The organism is Pararhodobacter marinus (genome assembly GCF_003122215.1).
Classification (GTDB): Bacteria; Pseudomonadota; Alphaproteobacteria; order Rhodobacterales; family Rhodobacteraceae; genus Pararhodobacter; species Pararhodobacter marinus.
In genome coordinates this window covers 162498-184290 of record NZ_QEYD01000004.1, presented here as the reverse complement: position 1 = coordinate 184290, position 21793 = coordinate 162498, and the positions used below count along the sequence as shown (strand labels likewise).

At 68.7% G+C, this 21793-nt stretch carries 18 protein-coding genes; 5 read left to right on the top strand and 13 right to left on the bottom strand.

Annotated features, from left to right (window positions below):
• The gene (locus C4N9_RS07735; protein ID WP_210404004.1) at positions 1-1389 is read right to left on the bottom strand and encodes a YcjX family GTP-binding protein; all 1389 of its coding nucleotides are present in this window, start codon (positions 1387-1389) and stop codon (positions 1-3) included.
• Positions 1390-1512: 123 nt separating this feature from the next.
• Here C4N9_RS07735 and C4N9_RS07730 point away from each other — a divergent pair, with 123 nt between their 5' ends.
• Both C4N9_RS07730 and truA read left to right on the top strand, forming a co-directional pair.
• A complete protein-coding gene (locus C4N9_RS07730) occupies positions 1513-2334 on the top strand; it encodes an NAD-dependent epimerase/dehydratase family protein (protein ID WP_109532740.1) in 822 nt (273 codons plus the stop codon).
• Positions 2335-2438: 104 nt separating this feature from the next.
• The gene (gene truA, locus C4N9_RS07725) at positions 2439-3206 is read left to right on the top strand and encodes a tRNA pseudouridine(38-40) synthase TruA (RefSeq protein ID WP_109532739.1); all 768 of its coding nucleotides are present in this window, start codon (positions 2439-2441) and stop codon (positions 3204-3206) included.
• 150 nt (positions 3207-3356) lie between these two features.
• Here truA and C4N9_RS07720 read toward each other — a convergent pair whose 3' ends face one another.
• The 4 genes from C4N9_RS07720 to C4N9_RS07705 all read right to left on the bottom strand — a co-directional run bounded on the left by C4N9_RS07720 (position 3357) and on the right by C4N9_RS07705 (position 10026).
• Entirely contained in the window at positions 3357-6824 is a 3468-nt protein-coding gene (locus C4N9_RS07720; RefSeq protein ID WP_109532738.1) for a DNA translocase FtsK, read from the bottom strand.
• Between the two features lie 7 nt (positions 6825-6831).
• Positions 6832-8010, bottom strand: a complete 1179-nt coding sequence (locus C4N9_RS07715) for an aminotransferase class I/II-fold pyridoxal phosphate-dependent enzyme (protein WP_109532737.1) — start codon at positions 8008-8010, stop codon at positions 6832-6834.
• Between the two features lie 242 nt (positions 8011-8252).
• On the bottom strand, positions 8253-8813 hold the full coding sequence (gene rsmD, locus C4N9_RS07710) for a 16S rRNA (guanine(966)-N(2))-methyltransferase RsmD (RefSeq protein ID WP_109532736.1): 561 nt from the start codon (positions 8811-8813) through the stop codon (positions 8253-8255).
• 7 nt (positions 8814-8820) lie between these two features.
• The gene (locus tag C4N9_RS07705) at positions 8821-10026 is read right to left on the bottom strand and encodes an NAD(P)/FAD-dependent oxidoreductase (protein WP_109532735.1); all 1206 of its coding nucleotides are present in this window, start codon (positions 10024-10026) and stop codon (positions 8821-8823) included.
• 103 nt (positions 10027-10129) lie between these two features.
• On the opposite strand from C4N9_RS07705, the gene C4N9_RS07700 reads away from it, so the two are divergent.
• Positions 10130-10615 (top strand): peroxiredoxin, encoded by a 486-nt coding sequence (locus C4N9_RS07700; protein WP_109532734.1) that lies wholly within the window; start codon positions 10130-10132, stop codon positions 10613-10615.
• Between the two features lie 87 nt (positions 10616-10702).
• On the opposite strand, the gene C4N9_RS07695 is transcribed toward C4N9_RS07700, so the two are convergent.
• The 7 genes from C4N9_RS07695 to C4N9_RS07665 all read right to left on the bottom strand — a co-directional run bounded on the left by C4N9_RS07695 (position 10703) and on the right by C4N9_RS07665 (position 17968).
• Complete coding sequence (locus tag C4N9_RS07695; protein ID WP_109532733.1) at positions 10703-11596, bottom strand: mechanosensitive ion channel family protein; 894 nt, start codon at positions 11594-11596, stop codon at positions 10703-10705.
• A 146-nt stretch (positions 11597-11742) separates the two neighbouring features.
• Entirely contained in the window at positions 11743-12042 is a 300-nt protein-coding gene (locus C4N9_RS07690; RefSeq protein WP_109532732.1) for a 4a-hydroxytetrahydrobiopterin dehydratase, read from the bottom strand.
• A gap of 18 nt (positions 12043-12060) precedes the next feature.
• Positions 12061-13218, bottom strand: a complete 1158-nt coding sequence (locus C4N9_RS07685; protein WP_425440798.1) for a GNAT family N-acetyltransferase — start codon at positions 13216-13218, stop codon at positions 12061-12063.
• Positions 13219-13301: 83 nt separating this feature from the next.
• Positions 13302-14081 (bottom strand): glycerophosphodiester phosphodiesterase family protein, encoded by a 780-nt coding sequence (locus tag C4N9_RS07680; RefSeq protein WP_109532730.1) that lies wholly within the window; start codon positions 14079-14081, stop codon positions 13302-13304.
• Positions 14081-14545 carry a RidA family protein gene (locus tag C4N9_RS07675; RefSeq protein WP_109532729.1) on the bottom strand — a complete coding sequence of 155 codons (465 nt, stop codon included), beginning with the start codon at positions 14543-14545 and terminating at the stop codon, positions 14081-14083. The genes C4N9_RS07680 and C4N9_RS07675 overlap by 1 nt, the downstream gene beginning before the upstream one ends.
• A 428-nt stretch (positions 14546-14973) precedes the next feature.
• The gene (locus tag C4N9_RS07670; RefSeq protein ID WP_168192159.1) at positions 14974-16272 is read right to left on the bottom strand and encodes an HlyD family type I secretion periplasmic adaptor subunit; all 1299 of its coding nucleotides are present in this window, start codon (positions 16270-16272) and stop codon (positions 14974-14976) included.
• Positions 16265-17968, bottom strand: a complete 1704-nt coding sequence (locus C4N9_RS07665; protein ID WP_168192158.1) for a type I secretion system permease/ATPase — start codon at positions 17966-17968, stop codon at positions 16265-16267. Before C4N9_RS07665 ends, C4N9_RS07670 begins: the two co-directional genes overlap by 8 nt.
• Positions 17969-18076: 108 nt before the next feature.
• Between C4N9_RS07665 and C4N9_RS07660 the strand changes: the two genes are divergently transcribed.
• Both C4N9_RS07660 and C4N9_RS07655 read left to right on the top strand, forming a co-directional pair.
• Positions 18077-18814, top strand: a complete 738-nt coding sequence (locus tag C4N9_RS07660; protein WP_109532726.1) for an MlaA family lipoprotein — start codon at positions 18077-18079, stop codon at positions 18812-18814.
• Complete coding sequence (locus C4N9_RS07655) at positions 18792-19409, top strand: MlaC/ttg2D family ABC transporter substrate-binding protein (protein WP_245902491.1); 618 nt, start codon at positions 18792-18794, stop codon at positions 19407-19409. Before C4N9_RS07660 ends, C4N9_RS07655 begins: the two co-directional genes overlap by 23 nt.
• A gap of 117 nt (positions 19410-19526) precedes the next feature.
• Here the strand turns inward: C4N9_RS07655 and C4N9_RS07650 are convergent, their stop codons facing one another.
• Positions 19527-21749, bottom strand: a complete 2223-nt coding sequence (locus C4N9_RS07650) for a transglycosylase domain-containing protein (RefSeq protein WP_109532724.1) — start codon at positions 21747-21749, stop codon at positions 19527-19529.
• Positions 21750-21793: the final 44 nt, after the last annotated feature.

Genomic DNA, 21793 nt, shown 5'->3' with positions numbered 1-21793 from the left:
TTACACCAGCCTGTCGCCAATCAGGAATTCCGCCGCCGCGTCCAGCCGGATATGCGGCAGGCCCTGCCCCGGCAGCCGGCTCTGCACCGGCGGCGCGAAATGCATCACGCCGTAATCGCCCTGCAGCCAGCGCTCGGCGCCCTCGCGCGCGGGCGATAGCAGCCGCGCGGGATCGTCGGGCAGCGCGCCCGCATTCACCGCCACCTGCCGCCCGTCGATAAGCCGCCCGCGCACCGTCTCGACCTCGCGCCCGCCATGCGCACGGGTCTCTTCCACCGTGGCGCGCAGCGCGGCGATCGACATCGCCGCCGTCTCGGCGCCGGAAAACCGCGCCTTGTCGCGCGCCTCGCGCAGCATCGCCTCGGCCAGCGCCGTCAGCCGGGCATGCTGCGAATGGTGCAGGTGGTCGGCCTTGGTCGCGGCAAAGAGCAGCTTCTCGATCCGCTTGCCGCGCAGAAGCGTGCTGAAAAACCCGTTCGCGCCGGGCCGGAACGCGGCCAGCACCTCGGCCATCGCGCGGCGCTGATCTTCCAGCGCGGCGGGGCCCCGGTGCACCGCTTCCAGCACGTCGATCAGGATCACCTGCCGGTCGATCCGCGCGAAATGCGTCTCGAAGAAGGGCCGAACGACCTGCGCCTTGTAGGCCTCGAACCGCCGCGCCATCTCGCGCACCAGCGTGCCGCGCCGCTCCTCGGCGGCCGGCAGCGGCGCGAAGGTCAGAGCCGGCGACCCGGCCAGATCCCCCGGCAGCAGGAACCGGCCGGGCGTGCAGTCCGACCAGCCATTCTCGCGCGCGGCCACCAGATAGCCGGTGAACAGCCGCGCCAGTTCCTGCGCATCGGCCTCGTCGAAGCGTTTCGCCGGGTCTATACCCTCCAGCGCCGCGCGAAAGGCGCCCGCTTCCGGGCGGCGCGGCAGACGGTCCATCACCTCGGCCGACCATTCCGCATAGCTTTTGCCCATCAGGCCCAGATCCAGCAGCCATTCGCCCGGGTAATCGACGATATCCAGATGCAGCCGCCGCGGCCCCGTGAGCCCGCCGAACATCCCCGTAGGCGCCAGCCGGAAGGACAGCCGCAGCTCGCTCACCGCCCGCGTGCCATCCGGCCAGCGCGGATCGTCGCCCGTCAGGCTGGCCAGATGCGCCTCGTAATCGAAGCGCGGCAGCGTCATGTCGGGCTGAGGCTGCAGCCACGCGCCCTGGATCAGCCCCTGCTGCACCGCGCGCATCCGCTGCATCCGGCCCGGCTCGGTCAGGTTATGCACCAAAGCGGTGATGAACACCGTCTTGCCCGCGCGGCTCAGCCCGGTCACGCCAAGCCGCAGCACCGGCTCGAAGAAGGCCTCGGAAACGGTATCGCCCAGGGCCTCGATGGGGCGCGTGATCATGTCGGTCAGTGAGGGGGGCAATCCGGCGCTCCGAAGTCTGTGCCTCAAAAGAATAGGCAGCCGGGGGGTGGATTTGAAGGGCAGCTCTTGCCCCGCCCCGCCCTGCGGCATTAGCTGGGCGCCATGAAAACGCTTCTCTCCATCGGCCACGGCTATTCCGGCCGCGCCACCGAAGCCGCGCTCGGTCCCGGCTGGCGCCTTCTGGGCACCTCGCGCACGCAGGGCGCCGCCGCCGTGCACTGGCCCGACGAGGCCGCCACGGCGCTGGCCGAGGCCACCCATGTCATCAGCTGGGTCGCCCCCGACCGCGAAACCGGCGAGGACCCGGTCCTGGCCCGGATCGCCACCCTGCCGATGCCCAGGCTTGAATGGCTCTGCTATGCCTCGGCCAGTTCGCTCTACGGCGATACCGGCGGCGCCTGGATCGACGAAAGCGCCCCCGACCGGCCCGATACCGGCCGCGGCACCGCCCGGCTCCGGGCCGAGGCGGGCTGGCGCGCGCTGGCCGAGAAACACGCCCTGCCGCTCTGTGTCCTGCGGATCGCCGGGATCTACGGCCCCGGCCGCTCGGCCTTCGACGCCCTGCGCGAAGGCCGCGCCCAGCGGGTGGTCCGGCCGGGCCAGGTCTTCAACCGCATCCATGTCGAGGATCTGGGCCGCATCGCCGCCGCCGCTGCCGAGGCGCGGCTCGACGGCCCGCTGATCGTCTCGGACGACGAACCCGCGCCCAATGCCGATGTCATCGCCTACGCCGCCACCCTTCTCGGCATGACCCCGCCGCCCGAGATCCCGTTCGAAGAGGCCACGCTCTCGCCCATGGCGCGCAGCTTCTGGGCCGACAACAAGCGCCTGCGCTCGCGTCGGATCGGGCCCGAGCTGAAGCTCACCCTCAACCACCCGACCTACCGCGACGGGCTGAAGGCAATCCACGCCCGCGAAAGCTGATCCCGAACCGCCCTTCATCTTCGTTCCGCAAATATCCTGGGGGGTGAGGCGCAGTTGCGCCGAGGGGGGCAAAGCCCCCCTGCCCCCTCACCATCCGAGCCGCCATGCCCCGCTTCGCTTTCCGCATCGAATATCTCGGCACGCCGTTCAACGGCTGGCAGCGTCAGGACGGCCAGCCCTCGGTCCAGCAGGCCGTCGAGGAAGCGCTCGCGCGCCTCAACCCGACCGAGCCGCGCATCGCCGCCGCCGGGCGCACCGATACCGGCGTGCATGCGACCGGACAGGTCGCGCATGCCGATCTCGACCGCGACTGGGATCCGGCGCGGCTGCTCGAGGCTGTGAACCACCATCTCAAACCCGCACCCGTGGCGATCACCGCCTGCGCCCGCGTGACCGAGGATTTCCACGCCCGGTTCTCGGCCATCGAACGGCGCTATACGTTCCGCCTCGTGGCCCGACGGGCACCCGTGGTGTTCGATGCGGGGCAGGTCTGGCAGGTGCGCCACCGGCTCGATGCGGAAGCGATGCGCGCGGGCGCGGCGCATCTTCTGGGCCTGCACGATTTCACGACCTTCCGCGCCTCGCTGTGCCAGGCGAAATCGCCGGTGAAGACCCTCGACGAGATCACCATCGACGAGCATCCCTATCCTGCCGGGCAGGAGATCCGCTTCCACCTGCGCGCGCGCAGCTTCCTGCACAACCAGGTCCGCTCGATCGTCGGCACGCTGGAACGCGTGGGGGCCGGGGCCTGGGAGCCCGACCGCGTCAAACAGGCGCTCGAGGCGCGCGAGCGGGCCGCCTGCGGACCGGTCTGTCCGCCGCAGGGACTGACGCTGACCGGCGTGGGCTATCCGCAGGACCCCTTCGCCTGACGCCTGACGCCTGACGCCGGAATCGTCCCGAACGCAGAACGCCCGGTCCATCGACCGGGCGCAATCTTTCTGGTGCCGTCTTTCTGGCGCGCAGGCGCGCGGGGTGGGTGGGCGGGAGCGACGCCTGCGCGCCTCCCCGCGCCACGGGCCTTACTGCATCTCGGGGATCAGGATCTCGCGCTTGCCGACATGATTGGCCTGGCTGACGACGCCCTGATCCTCCATCTGCTCGACCAGCCGTGCGGCCTTGTTATAGCCGATGCCCAGCTTGCGCTGGATATACGAGGTCGAGCATTTGCGATCCTTGGCGACGATCGCCACCGCCTGATCGTAAAGCGCGTCCTCGCCACCGCTGTCTCCGCCCAGCCCCAGCACCGCGTCGATATCCGCCTCGCGGTCGCCTTCGGGCCCCTCGACCACGCCGCCGACATAATCGGGGGGACCGAAGCTTTTCAGATGCTGCACGACTTCCTCGACCTCGCTGTCGGACACGAAGGGCCCGTGCACGCGGGTGATCTTGGCGCCGCCCGCCATGTACAGCATGTCGCCCATGCCCAGAAGCTGCTCGGCCCCCTGCTCGCCCAGAATGGTACGGCTGTCGATCTTCGACGTCACCTGGAAGGAAATCCGCGTCGGGAAGTTCGCCTTGATCGTGCCGGTGATGACATCGACCGAGGGCCGCTGCGTCGCCATGATCAGGTGGATGCCCGAGGCCCGAGCCATCTGTGCCAGGCGCTGGATGCAGGCCTCGATCTCTTTCCCCGCAACCATCATCAGGTCGGCCATCTCGTCGACGATCACCACGATGAAGGGCAGCGCTTCGGGCGCGAATTCCTCGGTCTCGAAGACCGGATCGCCGGTCTCGTCGTCGAAGCCGGTCTGCACTGTGCGCTTGAACATCTCGCCCTTGTCCAAGGCCTCGCGCACGCGGCCGTTGTAGCCGTCGATATTGCGCACGCCCATCTTGGACATCTTGCGATAGCGTTCCTCCATCTCGCCCACGACCCATTTCAGCGCCACGACGGCCTTCTTGGGGTCGGTGACGACGGGGCTGAGCAGGTGCGGGATGCCGTCATAGACGCTGAGTTCCAGCATCTTCGGGTCGATCATGATCAACCGGCATTCAGCGGGCGTCAGCTTGTACAAGAGCGACAGGATCATCGTGTTGATCGCCACCGACTTGCCCGAGCCCGTGGTCCCCGCGATCAGCAGGTGAGGCATCTTGGCGAGGTTCGCCACCACCGCCTCGCCGCCGATATCCTTGCCCAGTGCCAGCGGCAGACGCATGGTCGAATCGCCGAAATCCCGGGTTGCGAGGATCTCGCGCAGCACGACCGTATGACGGTCGGCATTGGGCAGTTCGATCCCGATGACCGAGCGCCCCGGCACGGTCGAGACGCGCGCCGACAGCGCCGACATCGAGCGCGCGATATCGTCGGCCAAGCCGATCACCCGGCTGGCCTTGAGACCCGGTGCGGGTTCCAGTTCATACATCGTCACGACCGGGCCCGGCTTGCACGAGATGATCTCGCCGCGCACGCCGTAATCTTCCAGCACGCTTTCCAGCATCCGCGCGTTCTGGTCCAGCGCATCATGCGAGATGATCTGACGCTTTTCCAAGGCGGGATCGCGCAACAGCGCGAGCGGCGGCAATTCGAACCCCTCCCCGGCGGGCTCGAAGGCCAGCGACGGCTGCGCTTCTGCCTGCGCGCGGCGCGACGGGACGGGCGCGCGGGCGGGGGCTTGCTGGACACGGCTGGCGACGGGGGCCGCAACCGGGGCAGCGGGCGCGCGCGGCGCGACGGGGGCCGCATAGGCATCGTAATCGTCATCCGCCAGATGCGGATCGAACGGATCGTCTTCCTCGTCCAGAAGCGCGGGTTCTTCAGGCCGTTCCGTGAAACGTCCGGGCGCGGGCGCGGTGGCGCCCGGATAGCTGGCGGGCGCGGGCTGATAGCCGAATGCGTGGCTGAAGCTGTAGCTTTGCGGCGGCGTCGGAACAGGCTGCGGCGCGGCGGCGGTTGCGGGCACCATTGCGGGGGCCATCGGCGCGACGGCAGGCTGACCGGCCGTCAGCGCGGGTTCGCGACGCGGGCCGGACATCTCGGCAGCCGGGCGCACGGCCTCGGCGGCGGCGCGGGCGGGATAGGCATCGGGATCGAAACGCAGGACCGGCTTCGAGCGTTTGCGCGAGCCCATCAGTTCCGCGATCCGCGCGCGCAGACCTTCGGGGCTGGGTGGCGTCGCCTCGGCCAGAGCGGCGGGCGATTGCGGTTCGATCAGTTCGCCATCGGGCATCGACCAGTCGGAACGGCTTGGCTCGGCTTCGGGCGCGGGGTCTGAACGCCGGCCCAGCGCGGAGACGCGGCTCAGCAAGCCCCCCCGCTCGTCCCCGCGCGGCGGCTGACCCCAGGCCTGCGGCGCGGGTCCGGGCACAGGCTCGGCCATAGGCTCGGGCGCACGCGCGGAGGCGGGCGCACGGTGCTGCGGGGTGTAGCGCTGGCCATAGCCCTCGGCACGGCCGGAATCATGGGATGCATCGCGCCGGGATTCGTAAGGATCGTGGCCCCGCGGCTCGGACCGCGACCGGTCCTGAGCGACTGGGCACGTATCGGGGCGCGGCGCCGGACGGTTCGAGATCGGAGGCTCGACATGGTTCCGCGCCGCGGGACCCGGCGCCTGACCGCGCGTTGCCTGCAGCGGGCGATAGCCCGGATGCGGCTGCGGATCGTAGCGCGGATCGGTTCCGTAATCCGGCCCATGATCCGGACCGTAATCGTCGGGCAGGTACTCCAGCGGGTAATCGTCGTCCGGCGCCGCCGGGTAAGCGGGCGCATAGCTGCCCTGCGGCTCGCTCCAGCGCTGATGCTGGGCCAGCGCCTGCTCGGCGGCGGCGCGCGCCTGCGCGCGGGTCTCGCGGCGATGCTGCCAGCTTTCATGGCCTTTCAGCGCCAGACCGCCCATGCCCCGCGCCGACAGGCCCAGAAGCGAGCACAGACCCGCATAGCTGAGGATCAGCCCCGAGAGCAGGAATTGCCCGATGCGCTTGAGTTCCGGCAGGGTCGAGCCCAGAACGTAGAGATACAGCGCCACGGTCGCCGCGAAACTGGCCAGCGTGACGAGGTTGGCCACGAAGGCCGTCATCGGCAAAGCGGTCATCACCGCCGCCAGGACGGTGTCGCCGAACATCCCGCCCTGACCGTGATCGACCGTCCAGCCCGCGCCGGGCACCAGCGAGGACAGCCAGACCGCGCCCACGGCAATCGCCACCGGCGCGAAGAACGAGCGTTGCAGGACGTATTCCTCGCCCTGATGGATCACCAGCCGAAGCCCCCAGATGCAGAGCGCCAGCGCGATCCCCCAGGATCCCAGCCCGATGATCTTGGTCATCGGCGCGGCGATGGCCGCCCCGACCCGGCCAAGCGCGTTATGCACCGGGGCATCGGTCGCGGCCATCCAGGTCGGGTCCTCGGGCGAATACGAGCCCAGGATCAGCGCCAGGATCAGGCCCAGCCCGATCAGGCACAGGCCCAGCAATTCCTTGCCGCGCTGCGACAGGATCGCCTGCAGGCGGCTGTCGATCAGCGGGTCGCGGTTCGGTGTGGGGAAGCTGGCCATCGGATCCTCACGTATACAGGCAGTTGCGCAGCAGGGTCAGGCCGTGGCGGGTCTCGTCAGCGTTATTGACGAGCGCCACGCGGATATATCCCTTGCCGGGATTGCCGCCCTCTGCGTCGCGCGACAGATAGGCGCCGGGAAGCACGCGCAGCCCGGTCTCCTGCCACAGTTTCAGCGTGGCCTCTTCGCCATCGGCGACGGGAAGCCACAGGAAAAAGCCCGCTTCGGGCGGCAAATAGGCATTGAGCCCGCCGAACACCTCGTCGGCGATGCGGTACTTTTCCTGATAAAGCGCGCGGCTTTCGGCCACATGCGTCTCGTCCGACCAGGCGGCGGCGGCGACGGCCTGAATCGGGGCGGGAACCGGCGCCCCCGCATAGGCGCGCAGCTGACGGATGGCGCGCGCGGATTTCGGCCCGGCGGCCAGGAAACCCGCGCGCAGGCCCGGCAGGTTCGAGCGTTTCGAGAGCGAATGGAAGGACACGACCCGCTCGGGATCGGCACCGACCCGCGCCGCCACTTCCAGAATGCCGGGCGGCGGGGCGTCGCGGTAGATCTCGGAATAGCATTCATCCGCGAAGATGCGGAAATCGTGCTTCTCGGCCAGCGCCAGAAGCTCGGCCCAGTAATCCTGGCTGGCAACCGCGCCCTGCGGATTGGCGGGCGAGCACAGATAGGCGATCGTCACCCGGTCGAGCAATTCGGCAGGCAGCGAGGCGTAATCGGGCAGATGCCCGGTCGCCGAGGTCGCGGGCACATAGACCGGCTGGGCCCCGACGGTCAGCGCGGCGATGGCATAGACCTGATAGAACGGGTTGGGGGTCAGGATCACCGGAGTGGCGCCGTTCTTGGTTTCCGGCGACAGCGCGACGGCGGCGTTGAACAACCCTTCGCGCGTGCCGTTCAGCACCATCAGCCTGTCCTGCGCGACATCGACACCGTAGCGCCGCTTCAGCCAGCCGGAGAACGCCGCCAAGAGCTCGGGCGAGCCTTCGTTCGGCGGGTAGCGGTTGAAGCCCGCCAGAGTCGCGGCCAGCACCTCGCCCACGAAGGCGGGCATCTGATGGCGCGGCTCGCCGATGGTCATCGCCATCGGCTCGCCACCCGGGGTCAGGTGATCGAGAAGCGCGCGCAGGCGCGGGAATGCGTATTCCGGCAGGTTCGAGAACCGCTGGGGAAAATCCATGGATGCCTCTGCTCGACGGGATCGTAGCGCCCCGTTTTTTGCGACGATAACCCGTGAGGGGCGTTGGGTCCAGAAAAAGCATGGGGATAACGGGCGCTTGTGGCTTTTGCGCCGCGTCGGAAGCGCGCACTTAGGCGCCGGGTGGCGAGGGGGCTGTCGCCCCCTCGCGCTCCCCTGCCCGGGGAGGGGGCACGCCCCCTCCCCGGACCCCACCCGTGAGTATTTGGAGCAAAGTGAAAGGCTCAGGGGGCGCGCAGGAGCGTGATCCAGGTCTCGCCGTAGCGGCGCTGATCGAGGGGCTCGAACCCGTCGGGCGCGGGCTGCGGCGCGTTCTCTTCCCACACGATAATGGCCCCGGGGGCCAGCCAGCCACCACCCATGGCGGAGGCGAGCGCCCGTTGCCCCAGCGCCTTGCCATAGGGCGGGTCCATGAAGACGAGACCGAATCCGGCGCCGCGATTGGCGCCCAGATCGGTGGCGTCGCGACGATAGAGCCGGGTGGTTCCCATCGCCTGCATGGCCTCGATATTGGCGCGGATGAGAGCCCGCGCAGTGGCACCGTCATCGACCAGCGTCACCTGCGTGGCGCCGCGCGACAGCGCTTCGAGCCCCAGCGCGCCGGTGCCGGCAAACAGGTCGAGCACGCGCTGGCCGGTGACCAGATCGCCCCATTTGCCCTGACAGAGCCTGTTGAAGAGCGCCTCGCGCACCCGGTCCGAGGTCGGGCGCAGATGCGCCTGCGTGTCGCCTGCGCCGATCTCGGCCAGCTTCAATCCGCGCCGCGCGCCGCCGACGATGCGCATCAGGGCCTCATGCCTTGAGCAGCGTTTTCAGCTCGGTCGCCGGATCGGCAATGGCGGCCGGGTCGGGGCTTTTCGCCATTTCCAGAAGCCGTTTGCCCACCATGTAGCCGCGCGGATCGTTCATCGCGTCGACCGCGAGGAAGGTGTCGCCCTTGTAATACCAGTGGCTGCGCGCGCCGCCGGTATCGCGGGTGACGATGCGGTCATAGCCGGTATTGAGGCCCGCGATCTGCAGTTTCATGTCGTATTGATCCGACCAGAACCACGGCATCGGCACATAGGGCTTTTCGGCGCCCATCATGTTGGAGGCCACTGCCTCGGCCTGGTCGATCGCGTTCTGCACGCTTTCGAGCCGGATGCGGTTGCCCCGGTATTCGAGGCTGGCGCAATCGCCCGCGGCCCAGATCGAGGCATCCGAGGTGCGACCGTAATCGTCGGTGCGGATGCCGTTCTCGATCACCAGCCCGGCCTCTTCGGCCAGGTCGGTGCCGGGGATGATGCCGATGCCGACAATGGCGAAATCCACGTCCAGATGCGTGCCATCGGCCAGTTCGGCGCCGTCGACATGGTCTTCGCCGGTCAGACGCACAAGGCCCGTCCCCTCGCGGATATCGACCCCGTGCGCGGCGTGCAGCTTGCGCATGTCGTCGGCGGTTTCGGGCGCGGCGACACGGCCGAGGATGCGCGGCGCGGCCTCGATCAGCGTGACCTTCAGGCCCTTGAGCGCGGCGACCGCGGCGGCTTCGAGGCCGATATAGCCCCCGCCCACGACCAGAAGCCGCTTGCCCTCGGTGAAATAGGGCGCCATCGCGTCGATATCCGACAGCCGGCGCACGCCGAACACACCCTTCAGCTCCCCGCCGATCGCGGCGGGCAAGCGGCGCGGTTCGGAGCCCGTGGTCAGCGCAAGCTGCTCGTAGGGGATCGCCTCGTCGCCCAGAAAGACCTGCTTTGTCGCCGGGTCGATCCGCGTCACCTTTGCATCCTTGCGCAGGGTGATGGCGTTGTCGGCGTAATAGGCCTCGGTCCGCAGGAACAGCCGGTCGAGCGCCATGTCGCCCAGAAGGTATTTCTTCGACAGCGGCGGGCGCTGATAGGGAGGCACCGGCTCGTCGCCGATCAGCGTCAGCGCCCCTTCATAGCCAAGGCTCCGCAGTTTCGCGACCAGCGAAGACCCGGCCTGCCCGGCCCCGATGACGACGATTCCACCCATTCCCCGTTTCCTTCCTGTCCGTTTCAGATTGGCGTACTGGAACGCCCCCTTCGCGGGTATATATCCCCGGTCATCGACCTAACCCAACAGGAGAGCGCATACCATGACCATTTCCACCGGCGAAACGCTGCCCGATGCCACCCTGCAGAAAATCGGCGCCGACGGGCCCGAAGCGGTGTCGGTCAAGGACCTGACCGAAGGCCGCAAGGTGGTGATCTTCGCGGTGCCGGGCGCCTTCACGCCGACCTGCCATTCCGCCCATGTCCCGAGCTTCGTGCGCAGCATGGACGCGCTGAAGCAAAAGGGCGTGGACGAGGTGGTCTGCATTTCGGTCAACGACGCCTTCGTGATGAAAAGCTGGGGCGAAGCCACCGGCGCGACCGAGGCGGGCATCACCATGCTGGCCGACGGGATGGGCGAGTTTACCGAGAAGCTGGGCCTGTCCTTCGACGCGCCGCCCGTGGGCCTGAAGGGCCGGTCGAAGCGCTACGCGATGATGGTCGAGGACGGGGTGGTGACGGTCTTCCACCCCGAAACCGGCTCGGGCTGCGAGATTTCGGGCGGCGAGGCGATGGTCGAGGCGCTCTGAGCGTGCCGCTGTCCTTTCGGGCGCTGAAGACAGACAAAGGGGCCGCACCATCGGGCGGCCCCTTTTGCGTGGCGGCGTCGCGTGACGTCAGATCCCGGCCTGCGCGGACCGATCGGGCATCGCCGGCGCTTCGCCCCCGGCCATGACCAGCGTGCGATAGGGGAAGGGGATCTCGATCCCGGCCTCGTCCAGCGCCTCTTTGACCCGGCGCTTCATATCGGCCTGATAGTAGAAATAGTCGCCCGCATCGACCCAGACCCGGACCAGGAAATCGACCGAGCTGTCGCCGAGATTATTGACCTGGAGCCACGGCTCGGGGTCTTTCATCGAGCGCTCATCGGCCATGATCGTGTCCAGGATCACCGTCTCGGCCTTTTTCAGATCCGAGCCATAGGACACGCCGAAGGTCCATTCCGCGCGGCGCAGCGGGTAGACCGAGTAATTCTCGATCGTGTTGCCCCAGACCTCGGAATTGGGAATGATCACCTGCGTGTTCCCCAGCGAGGCCAGCTCGGTATAGTTCAGCGAGATATCCTTGACCGTGCCCATCTCGTCGGCGATCTCGACGAAATCGCCGACCTTGATCGGGCGGAACAGGATGATCATCACCCCCGCCGCGACATTCGACAGCGTGCCCTGCAGGGCCAGACCGATGGCCAGCCCGGCGGCGCCCAAAGCCGCGACAAGCGACGTGGTTTCAAGCCCGAAGCGGTTGAGCACGAAGATCACCGTCACCGCCATGATCGCGTAACGGGTGATCGAGCCCAGGAAGTTGAACAGCGTGGTGTCGAGCCGGCTGTGCTGCGCGCCCAGCCGCCGGATGCGTTTGGCGGCCCAGCGCCCGATCAGCATGCCCAGGAACAGGATCGCGACGGCGGCCAGCACGTTGCCCAGCACCGAGGCCAGGAACTCCACCGTGAGAACATCGCCGATGGTCACGCCCTCGGCAATCCGGACAGACAGGAAATCGGATAGGGTCATCGGCGCGGGATCCTTTCAATCGTTCGGTACCGCCGCTGACTTAGCCCGGGCCGGCGCGATGTCGACCGCCCGGCGCGACCGGCTGTAGGGTGCGTGATTCCACGCACCACCGCGGCACCACTGCCGTCGGTGCTGCATCCGGGGCCCTAAAGCGCCGCGTCCATCGCCTCGGCCAGCTTCACGTCCAGCTCGGTCAGCCCCTTCACGTCATGCGTGGTCAGGCTCACCTCGACCCGGTTGTAGACATTCGACCAGTCGGGGTGATGGTCCAGCTTCTCGGCCGCCAGCGCCGCGCGGGTCATCCAGCCGAACGCCGCGCTGAAATCCTTGAACCTGAAGCTGCGGCTGATCGTGTCCGCCCCGGCATCATGGGTCCAGCCCGCCGCTTTCAGCGCCTCGAGCGCCTCGTCGCGCGCCCTGCCCGCCAGTTTCGAAGGTCGTGCCATGTCTTGCTCCTTTGCGCGTCAGCCGCCGCCTTCGGGTCCCCGCCGGAAGGGTGCAAAGCCCTCCAGAAGGCGCATCTCGTCACCGACAGCCGCGGTCTCGGCCTTCAGGTAGTCCTCGACCGCTTCACGGAAACGGGTATCGGGGAACCAGTGCAGCGAATGCACCTCGCTCGGCAGATACCCGCGCGCCAGCTTGTGTTCGCCCTGAGCGCCCGCCTCGACGCGGCTGAGGCCATTGGCCAGCGCCCAGTCGATCGCCTGATAATAGCACAGTTCGAAATGCAGGCAGGGATGATCCTCGACGCAACCCCAGTAGCGCCCGTAGAGCGTCTCGGCGCCGATGAAATTCAGCGCGCCCGCCACCCAGCGCCCTTCGCGCTCGGCCAGGATCAGCAGGATATCGTCGCGCATCGTCGCGTGGATCTCGTCGAAAAACGCGCGCGTCAGATAGGGCGTGCCCCATTTGCGGCTGCCGGTATCCTGGTAGAACGCCCAGAACGCATCCCAGTGTTCGGGCTTCAGATCGTCGCCGGTCAGCGCATGGATCGTGCCGCCGAATTCCTGCGCCTGCCGCCGCTCGCGCCGGATCGTCTTGCGCTTGCGCGAGGACAGGGCCGACAGGAACCCCTCGAAATCGCCATAGCCCTCGTCCTCCCAGTGGAATTGCTGGGTGACGCGGTGCAGGAACCCTTCTTCCACGCCCAGAGCCGCCTCGTCCGCCGTGCAGAAGGTCACATGGGCCGAGGACAACTGGTTCGACCCGGTGATCTCGGCCAAAGCCCGCAACAGGACGGGCTGCAATTCGCGCGGCCCCAGAAGACGCGGCCCGGTCGCGGGGGTGAACGGCACCGCCGCCTGCAGCTTGGGGTAATAGCGCCCGCCCGCCCGCTGCCATGCATCGGCAAAGGCATGATCGAAGATGTACTCGCCCTGGCTATGGCCCTTGGCGTAAAGCGGCATCGCGGCCAGCACCTGCGCCTCGTGGCGCACGACCAGATGCTTGGCCTCCCAGCCGGTGCCCGGTCCGACCGAACCCGAGGCTTCCAGCGCCTGCAGGAACCTGTAGGTGGTGAACGGATCCATCGGCCGCACGCCCGGCACGGCCCCGCTCAGCGCGTCCCATGCGGGCGCGCCGATCTCGCTGATCGCGTCGACAAGCGTGATATCCAAGCTGATCCCCAAACCGGCCCCTTCTGTCCCAGAACTGGGCGCGGCACGGCGGAGGTCAAGCCCGCCGCCGCGCCGAACGGCCGATCGGATCAGCCGATTTCGGCGGCGTAGCCCTCGAAGGTGATGTTCTGCGCCACCCGCCGCGCCACCGCCTCGTCCTCGGGCGACTTGATTGTCCAGCACAGGATCGCCGCGCCCTGCGCCTTCAGCTCCGTCACGCGCGGCGCGTTCAGATCGTGCCAGTCATGCGAGATGAACGAGGCCCCGACCGCGTCGAAATCGGCAATCGCGGCCAGGTGCCGGCGATGCGCCTCGGCTTCGGGACCGGCATCCTCGGGCCAGTGTTCGCGCGGGAAGGCATAGGTCGTCAGGCCGCGTGGCACCTCGGGCGCCAGCCGCTGCAGATGCGCGACCGACGACGGGTTGAACGACATCACCGCCACCGGCCCCTCATAGCCCCGCAAGGCCGCCGCCGCCGCCGCCTCCAGAACGCCGTTGGTCGGCCCCATCGCGCCGGACTGGTCCTTGATCTCGACCAACAGCGGGACCCGGCCCGCGACCTCCGACAGCACCTGCCGGAAGGTCGGGATCGGCTCGGGGCTGGCGCGCACGCGGATGCGCTGCAGCTCGGCGGCCGAGCGGGCATTGACCGGGCCGGTATCCAGCGTCAGCCGCTCCAGCGTATCGTCGTGGAACACCATCGCCTCGCCATCGGCCGAGACCTGCAAGTCGATCTCGATCCCGTAGCCCGCGCGGATCGCCGCGCGGATCGCGGGCAGCGAGTTTTCAGGCCGGCGGGCGGCGGCATCGTGATAGGCGCGATGCGCGATCGGCAGGCGCAGAAACGCCTCGGGCAGCGGCGCGCGCATCAGGCCAGCTCGAAGATCGCCTCGATCTCGACCGCCACGCCCAGCGGAAGCGAGGGCGCGCCGACGGCCGAGCGTGCATGCCGCCCGGCATCGCCCAGAAGCTCGACGAACAGATCCGAGGCGCCGTTGATCACCTTGGGCTGGTCGGTGAAATCGGCGGTGCAATTGACGAAGCCCGTCAGCTTGACCACGCGCGCCAGTTTCGCCCAGTCGCCCCCCATCGCCTTCTTGCACTGCGCCAGCAGCGACAGCGCGCAGGCGCGCGCGGCCTCGGCGCCCTGCTCGGTGCTCAGATCGGCGCCCAGCTTGCCGGTGATGAGCCCGTTCGCCCCCATGCTGACCTGCCCGGACACATAGACATGCTGGCCCGAGATCACGAACGGCACGTAATTCGCCGCCGGCGCGGGCGCATCGGGCAGCGTCAGGCCCAGCTCTTGAAGGCGGGCGTCGATGGCATGGGTCATGGCAGGCTCCTGTTGGGCGCGCGGCGGGGCGCCGGTAATCGGGGGCCGCGCCGCCCGACGGACAGCGTTCGGCGCAGGTCGTGATGGCCGGATCGCAGGGTCCGGCCGCGTCTCCCGGCACGCGCCGGGTCGCGGCGGAGGTAAGCACGTTTGCCCGGTTTCGAAAAGCCCCGGATTGGCGCGCCCATGTCCTTGAATGACGCCGCCCTGACAGCACAAGTCGCACTTGCGCCGCCCCCCGACGACGGCGCGCGCCCAGGGGACAGGACCGGCGATATTGGGGGGTCAAGGATGGACGTTCCAGGCTTTGGCAACCCTGCATCTTTGTTCCCGAAATATCCTCGGGGGTGAATTTGGCACCGCCAAAGAGGGGGCAGACAGCCCCCTTACCCGGGTGGCCACTTGCGCGCGGCAAGGGGGGACAGCCCTCATGGTTCGCGCAGGGCGCGCAGGAAATGGTCGCGCAGCGGGTCGACGAGATAGGCCAGCGGCGTGCGCTCGCCGGTGGCAAGGAATGCCTGCACGCTCATCCCGGGAATGAGCGCGTCGCGCCCCAGGATGGCCAAGGTCTGCTCTGTCGGGTGGATGTCGGCGCGGAAATACTGCGTGCCGGTCAGCTCGTCGATGAAACTGGCCGCCGAAAGGTTCGTCACCAGCCCGGTCAGGTCGGGCAGTTCGCGTCCGGCCAGCCCCGGAAACCGCAGATAGGCCAGCTGGCCCAGCCCGATATGATCCACGTCGTCGGGGCGCACGCGTACGGTCAGCACCGGGTCGCTTGGCGGAGTGACGATCTGCATCACCTCTTCGGCCGGCCGCAGCACGCTGTGCGGGCCAAGCTGCGCCAGCCGGTGAACCACGCCCGAGGTCGGCGCGCGCAGGTCATAGGCGTCGAGCCGGGCCAGCAGCGTCGCGCGGCGGGCATGCAGGTCGATCAGCGCAAGCCCCGTATCGGCGAAATCCTGTTCCGCGCTTTCCCGCCGCGCCGCGACCAGGGCTGCCGATTGCATGGCGATCTCGGCCACCTGGCCGCGCAATTCCCGCTCCAGCGCGTTCAGCGCCACGCGGTCGCGGGAAAGCTGCGCGCGCGCGCGGGCAAGGAAATTCACCTGCGATGCAACGGCCAGCCCCTGCGCGCGCAGCGTCTGCTGGTTGCGCAATTCGGCCTGCAGGATCTCGGTCTCGGCCAGAAGTTCGGTGCGCTGGTCGATCATGCCCTGAAGCTGGGCTTCGGTCTGACGACGCCGCTCCTGAAGCTGCGCCTGCTGACGCTCGAACGTGTCGCGGCGCGCATCGTAGAGCCGCAATTGCGCCCCCAGCGCCGCGACGCGGGCGCGGTCGCGCATGTCCTCGACCGCAAGCACCGGGAAATCGAGGCCGTCACGCTCGGCCCTGAGACGCACGAGCCGCGCCTCGGCCTCGACGATCTGTTGTTCGAGGGGATCGAGCGCAGCACGCAGGTCCGAGCCGTCCAGCCGCACCAGAAGGTCGCCCGCCTCGACCTCCTGTCCCTCGTGGACATAAACCTGCTCGATCACGCCGCCGTCGACATGCTGCACCGGGTGGCTGTAGGGCGCGACCGCCACGGTGCCGATCGCCACCACCGCCGAGGTGATCGCCGCCGTCGCCGCCCAGCCCACGAGCCCCAGCACCAGCACCGCACACGAGGCAAGGCCCAGCGCGAAGGGGCCTTTCGGATCCATCTCGGCGACGTCGGGGGGATCAGCCATCGTGTCCCGGCCCCCGTCCATGCCCGACGACCGCCATATGGTTGCGCACCATCTCGCGCAGGATGATGTCGCGGGGGCCGAACCCGGTCTGGATCCCGCTGTCCAGCACCAGAAGATCGTCGCATTCCGATACCGAGGTCGGGCGCAAGGCCGTCACCACGACGACCGCGCCGCGCTCCTTGAGCGCGCGCACCGCGGCGTTGAAGGCGCTCAGCCCGTCGGCATCGAGATTGGCGGCCGGTTCGTCCAGCACCACCAGCACCGGGGCCTTGTAGAAGGCGCGGGCCAGCCCGATCCGCTGGACCATGCCGCCCGACATATGCGCGACATCGGGCTCGGTCGAGGTGGCGTAGCCGTCGGGCAGGTTGACGATGGCGCCATGCACGCCCGCCAGCCGCGCGGCGGCTTCGATATCGGCCTGCGTGGCGTCGGGATCGTGCCGCGCGATCGCCTCGCCCACGGTGCCGGGCAGCAGGTCGAAACGCTGCGGCAGATAGCCGATGCGGGTGATCGGCACGCGCGCCAGCGACACCTCGCCCAGCCGCATCACCCCGGCCGAAGGCGGAACCGCACCGGCCAGGACCCGCGCGAACAGGCTCTTGCCCGACCCGCCCGGGCCGATCACGCCCAGCGCCGTGCCGGGCGGAACCGAGAAGCCGTTGATGCGCAGCACCGCCTCGCGCCGGCCCTGCGGGACCACGATCAGCCCGCGCACCGACAAGATGCCGCCCGCGGGGGCATCGACCGGGTCGATGGCAAGGCCCGTGGCGCGCAGGAAGGAATCGAGCCGCCGCCAGCCGCTGAAGGCCACATGCAGCGAGCCCCAATGCGCGGCCAGTTGTTCGACCGGCGCCAGCGCGCGGCCCAGCAGGATCGACGAGCCGACCATCAGGCCCGCCGACAGCTGATCGTTCAGCACCAGCCACGCGCCCAGCGCCAGCGTCGCCGATTGCAGGAACAGCCGGAACGTCCGCGCGAGCGCGGTGGAGCGCACCGAGCGGTCGGCGGTGCGCAGCAGCGCCGAGAGCGAATCGCGCCGATGGGCACGCCAGCGCGCCAGAACATCGGGGGTGAGCGCCGCCACGCGGTCGCCGCCCTGCGCTTCGATGGCGATCTGCAGACGGTCGGCCGCGTTGGACTGAATCCGCGCATTGCCCAGAAGCTGCCGTTGCTGCAGATGCCCCGTCACCGCCATCAGCGCCAGCGCCACGCCGCCGCCCAGCGCCAGCCAGCCCAGCATCGGGTGCACGAAGTACAGCAGCACCAGGAACAGCAGGGTCCAGGGCAGATCGAGCAGCGCCAGAACCAGGGATGAGCCCAGCACCCGCTGAATCGTGTCCAGATCCTGCATCGCCACCGCCGCGCGCGGATCGGGCGGATCGCGCAGCCGGGCGCGCAGGCTGGCTTCGAACACGCGCGCTTCCAGTTCGTGACGGATGCGTGCGCCGATCCGGGCCAGCAATTGCGAGCGCGCGGTGTCGATCCCCGCCATCATCGCGAACAGGAACGCCACCAGCGTGAACAGGACCAGCAGCGTCGCCGCGGACCGCCCGGTCAGCACCCGGTCATAGACCTGAAGCATGAAGATCGGCCCGGTCAGGACCAGAAGATTGGACACCGCCCCGAAAATCAGCGCCGCCGTCCACAGGGCGCGCGTCTTCGACGTCCAGTTGCCCGCCGTGATCCTGTTCGGCATCATCGTATCCCAAGACGCGGGAATGTGCGTTTACACTTGTCACCTTCCCCTTTTAAGACACCTCTAAGCGGAAGAGGTTCGCATCCGGTAAATTCCCAGGAGGACACGATGGCCGTAACCAGATTTGGGGCAGCGCTTGCGTTGGGTCTGATGCTTCTGGCCGGATGCAGCCCGCTGGGCCCGTCGGAAAGCGGCTATAACGACCCCTACGAATCGACCAACCGGGCATGGTTCGACAACAATCTGGCGCTGGTCGAGGCGATCACGCCGGGGGACGGGGCCCAGTCTGCCGAGCCCCCTGCGCAGCCCGGCCCGGTGCGCCGGATGGTCGCCAATTTCGGCGCCAATCTCGGCCTGCCTTCGGTCATTCTCAATGACTTGCTGCAGATCCGCCCCGACCGCGCGGCCGAGAATACCGTGCGGCTGGTGATCAATACCACGGTCGGCCTGGGCGGACTGTTCGACCCCGCGACCCGCGCGGGCGTCTATGGCCGGCGCACCGATTTCGGCGAGACGATGTATCGCTGGGGCGCCGCCGAGGGTCCCTACATGGTCCTGCCGGTGATCGGGCCGACGACCCAGCGCGACGCGTTCGGGCGGATCGTCGACATCGCCATCAACCCGCTTCGCTACGCCTTGGCGCCCGACGAGGCGAGCTATGCCACCGCTGCGCGGCTGGCCGGGCGCGTGGCCGAAGCCGGCGCCTATTCCGAGCTGCTCGACGCGAATGTGATCGACACGGCCGACCCCTATGCCCAGGCACGGCTCCTCTATCTGCAGACGAGGCGCTATCATCTGGGCAGCGACGCCGAGGAGGACTTCATTGACCCATACGCCGATTTCTGACCCGACCCGCCGCGCGCTGCTGGCAGGCTTCGCCGCCGCTGCCGCGCTGCCCCTGATTCCCACCCCCGCCCGGGCGCTGAGCCAGGGCGAGGCTTCGCAACTGATCGGCGAAGTGATGGCCGAGGTGCAGGGCATCATCAATTCCGGCGGCTCTGAATCGCAGATGATCGCGCGGTTCGAAAACCTGTTCAGCCGCTATGCCGACGTGCCGGTGATCGCCCGCTCGGCGCTGGGTCCGCCCGCGCGTGCGGCCACGCCGGCGCAGCTTTCGGCCTTTACCGACGCCTTCCGCAGCTATCTGGCGCGCAAATACGGTCGCCAGTTCCGCAGCTTCATCGGTGCCAGCACGCAGGTCGAAGGCGCGCGGCAGGTGCAGACGGTGATCGAGGTCCGCTCGACCATGCTGATGCGCGGCGAGGCGCCGTTCACCGTGCTCTGGCACGTGTCCGACCGCTCGGGGCGGCCGCTCTTCGTCAATATCATCATCGACGGGGTGAACGTGCTGGCCGCCGAACGGCAGGAGATCGGCACGCTTCTGGAACGGCGGGGCGGCAATATCGACGCGATGATCGAGGATCTGCGTCGCGCGGGCTGACCCGCCCGTTGACTGCCTGCCGTTGACTGCCGGCCGTTGACTGCCCGGTGACGGAAAAAGCGCCGTCCCCCCGCCCCTGACGACCAAGGCCCGCGCTTTCCGGCGCGGGCCTTTTCGTCAGTTCCCCAGGATGCCGCCCAGAAGGTCGCTGATCGCATCGCCCAGCGAACCGCCGCGGCCCTGCAACTGCGTGCCCGGCGTGCCGCGGGTGGCCGGCGGCTCCAGATCGGCACTGGGGCGGCGCGGTTCGATCATCGGCAGCGGATGCAGCGGCACGTTCTGATTGATCCGCACCATCGTCTCGCGCCAGATCTCGGCTGGCAGGCCGCCGCCCGTGACCCCGGTCAGGGGGGCGTTGTCGTCGTTGCCCATCCAGACACCGACGACGAAATCGGCCGTGAAGCCCACGAACCACGCATCGCGCGCGCTGGTCGTGGTGCCGGTCTTGCCCGCCGCCTCGCGCCCGTCGGGCAGTCGCGCGCGCCGCCCGGTGCCGTAATCGGCGACGATCACCTGGTGCATCATCCAGATCAGCCGTTGCGCCGCGTCCTCGGAGATGACCCGCTCGCCGATCCCCGACCCGATGGTCATCAGCGGGGCCGATTCGCCCGCCAGCGTCAGCGAGGTGAAACCATAGGGCCGGACCGAGCTGCCCCCGTTCAGGATGCCCGCATAGGCCGCCGTCATGTCCAGCAGCGTCGATTCCGAGGCCCCCAGCGCCAGCGCGGGCCCCTCGGCCATGTCCGAGTTCAGCCCGAACGCGTTCGCCGCCTGCCGGACCCTTTCGCGGCCCATCGCCTCGGAGATGCGCACGGCCGGAATGTTCTGCGAGCGTGCCAGCGCCTCGGCCAGCGTCATCATGCCCAGAAAATCGTTGGTATAGTTTCGCGGCGACCAGGGACCCGATCCGGGCACGGTGATCGTCAGCGGCGCGTCCTCGACCAGATCGAAGGGCTGATAGCCGTCATCCATGGCCAGCGCATAGACGAACGGCTTGAAGGCCGAGCCGGTCTGCCGCTGCGCCATGAAGGCCCGGTTGAAGCCACCGACCGTGTAACTGCGGCCGCCAACCATTGCCCGCACTGCGCCGTCAGCGGACATCACCACGACCGCCGCCTCGGCCTCGGAGCCTTCCCGGACCTGTTCGTCGAACACGGCCGCGACGGCTTCCTCGGCCGCGCGCTGGATGCGCTGATCCAGCGTCGTCTGGATCACCACATCCTCGGTCGTGTCGCGGGTCAGATAGGCGGGGCCGGTCTGCATCACCCAGTCGGCGAAGTATCCGCCGATATGGCTTTCCGCCGCGTCGTGCAGCGTGGCCGGGTTGGCACGGGCGCGCTGGAATTCCTCGTCCGTCAGATAGCCCTGATCGTGCATCAGGCCCAGGACCACGGCGGCGCGGTTCTGCGCGCGCTCAAGGTTGCGGGTCGGCGCGTAATAGCTGGGCGCGGGCAGAAGACCGGCCAGCATCGCCGCCTGTTGCGGGTTCAGGTCACGCGCGGAGATGCCGAAATAACGCTCTGCTGCGGCCTCGAACCCGCGCGAGCTGGCGCCGAGGAACGCGCGGTTCAGATAGATCGAAAGGATCTCGTCCTTGGAATAATGCAGCTCCAGCGCGAAGGCATAAGGCAGTTCCTGGATCTTCCGCCAGACCGTGCCCTCGCGGCAATCGGCCTCGTAGGCGGCTTCGTCGGACCAGACATCGGGATCGAAATCGCGCCCCAGGCACAAGAGTTTCGCCACCTGCTGCGTCAGGGTCGAACCGCCCGCGCCGCGGAACGGCCCCCGCCCGGCGGCGATGTTGGACGCGATCGCCCCGGCGATCCCGCGCGGGCTGACGCCGAAATGCCAATAGAACCGCCGATCCTCGGAGGCCACGACGGCGTTGCGCAGATGTTCCGACACGTCCGACGCATGGGTGAAGCCGCCGAAGGATTCGCCGCGCCACGCGAAGACCTCGCCATCGGCGTCGCGCATCGTCACCGATCCGCGCGCGCGTCCGTCGAGCAGCGCGTTCACGTTGTCAGGGAGCGTCGTATAGAAGTACCCGGTCGCCACCGCCATCACCAGCGTGACCACCAGCGTCATCCGCCAGGTAAAGCCCCAGACGATCCGCCAGACGAATTTCAGCACGTTTCGCAGGAACCGGAGGATCGGGTTGCCGGGTCGGCGCGGAGGGCGTCCGCCGCCACCGCCGCGCGCGCGGCTGCCTCCCTTGCCGCCCCCCGCGCCTCCGCTCTTGCCGCTGCCCGAGGCTCTGCGGGTCGTGGTCTGTGCGCGCGGGGCAGGCGCCCGCCTGTCCGCGACCAGTGGAGGACGCCGAGTTCCGTTCGATGCCATACGCGAGCCTGCCCGTGTTCCGTCGTGTGTTCCGCTTCTTCGTG

Coding starts and splice junctions, on each gene's coding strand:
- C4N9_RS07735 (WP_210404004.1), bottom strand. CDS start 1,389: ATGATCACGCGCCCCATCGAGGCCCTGGGCGATACCGTTTCCGAGGCC.
- C4N9_RS07665 (WP_168192158.1), bottom strand. CDS start 17,968: ATGCCGAACAGGATCACGGCGGGCAACTGGACGTCGAAGACGCGCGCC.
- C4N9_RS07680 (WP_109532730.1), bottom strand. CDS start 14,081: ATGCGCGCGCCGCTGCCCGAGGCGTTTCTGCGCCTGCCGATCGCGCAT.
- C4N9_RS07715 (WP_109532737.1), bottom strand. CDS start 8,010: ATGGATTTTCCCCAGCGGTTCTCGAACCTGCCGGAATACGCATTCCCG.
- C4N9_RS07660 (WP_109532726.1), top strand. CDS start 18,077: ATGGCCGTAACCAGATTTGGGGCAGCGCTTGCGTTGGGTCTGATGCTT.
- C4N9_RS07695 (WP_109532733.1), bottom strand. CDS start 11,596: ATGACCCTATCCGATTTCCTGTCTGTCCGGATTGCCGAGGGCGTGACC.
- C4N9_RS07700 (WP_109532734.1), top strand. CDS start 10,130: ATGACCATTTCCACCGGCGAAACGCTGCCCGATGCCACCCTGCAGAAA.
- C4N9_RS07675 (WP_109532729.1), bottom strand. CDS start 14,545: ATGACCCATGCCATCGACGCCCGCCTTCAAGAGCTGGGCCTGACGCTG.
- C4N9_RS07690 (WP_109532732.1), bottom strand. CDS start 12,042: ATGGCACGACCTTCGAAACTGGCGGGCAGGGCGCGCGACGAGGCGCTC.
- C4N9_RS07730 (WP_109532740.1), top strand. CDS start 1,513: ATGAAAACGCTTCTCTCCATCGGCCACGGCTATTCCGGCCGCGCCACC.
- C4N9_RS07720 (WP_109532738.1), bottom strand. CDS start 6,824: ATGGCCAGCTTCCCCACACCGAACCGCGACCCGCTGATCGACAGCCGC.
- C4N9_RS07650 (WP_109532724.1), bottom strand. CDS start 21,749: ATGGCATCGAACGGAACTCGGCGTCCTCCACTGGTCGCGGACAGGCGG.
- truA (WP_109532739.1), top strand. CDS start 2,439: ATGCCCCGCTTCGCTTTCCGCATCGAATATCTCGGCACGCCGTTCAAC.
- C4N9_RS07705 (WP_109532735.1), bottom strand. CDS start 10,026: ATGGGTGGAATCGTCGTCATCGGGGCCGGGCAGGCCGGGTCTTCGCTG.
- rsmD (WP_109532736.1), bottom strand. CDS start 8,813: ATGCGCATCGTCGGCGGCGCGCGGCGCGGATTGAAGCTGGCCGAGATC.
- C4N9_RS07670 (WP_168192159.1), bottom strand. CDS start 16,272: ATGGCTGATCCCCCCGACGTCGCCGAGATGGATCCGAAAGGCCCCTTC.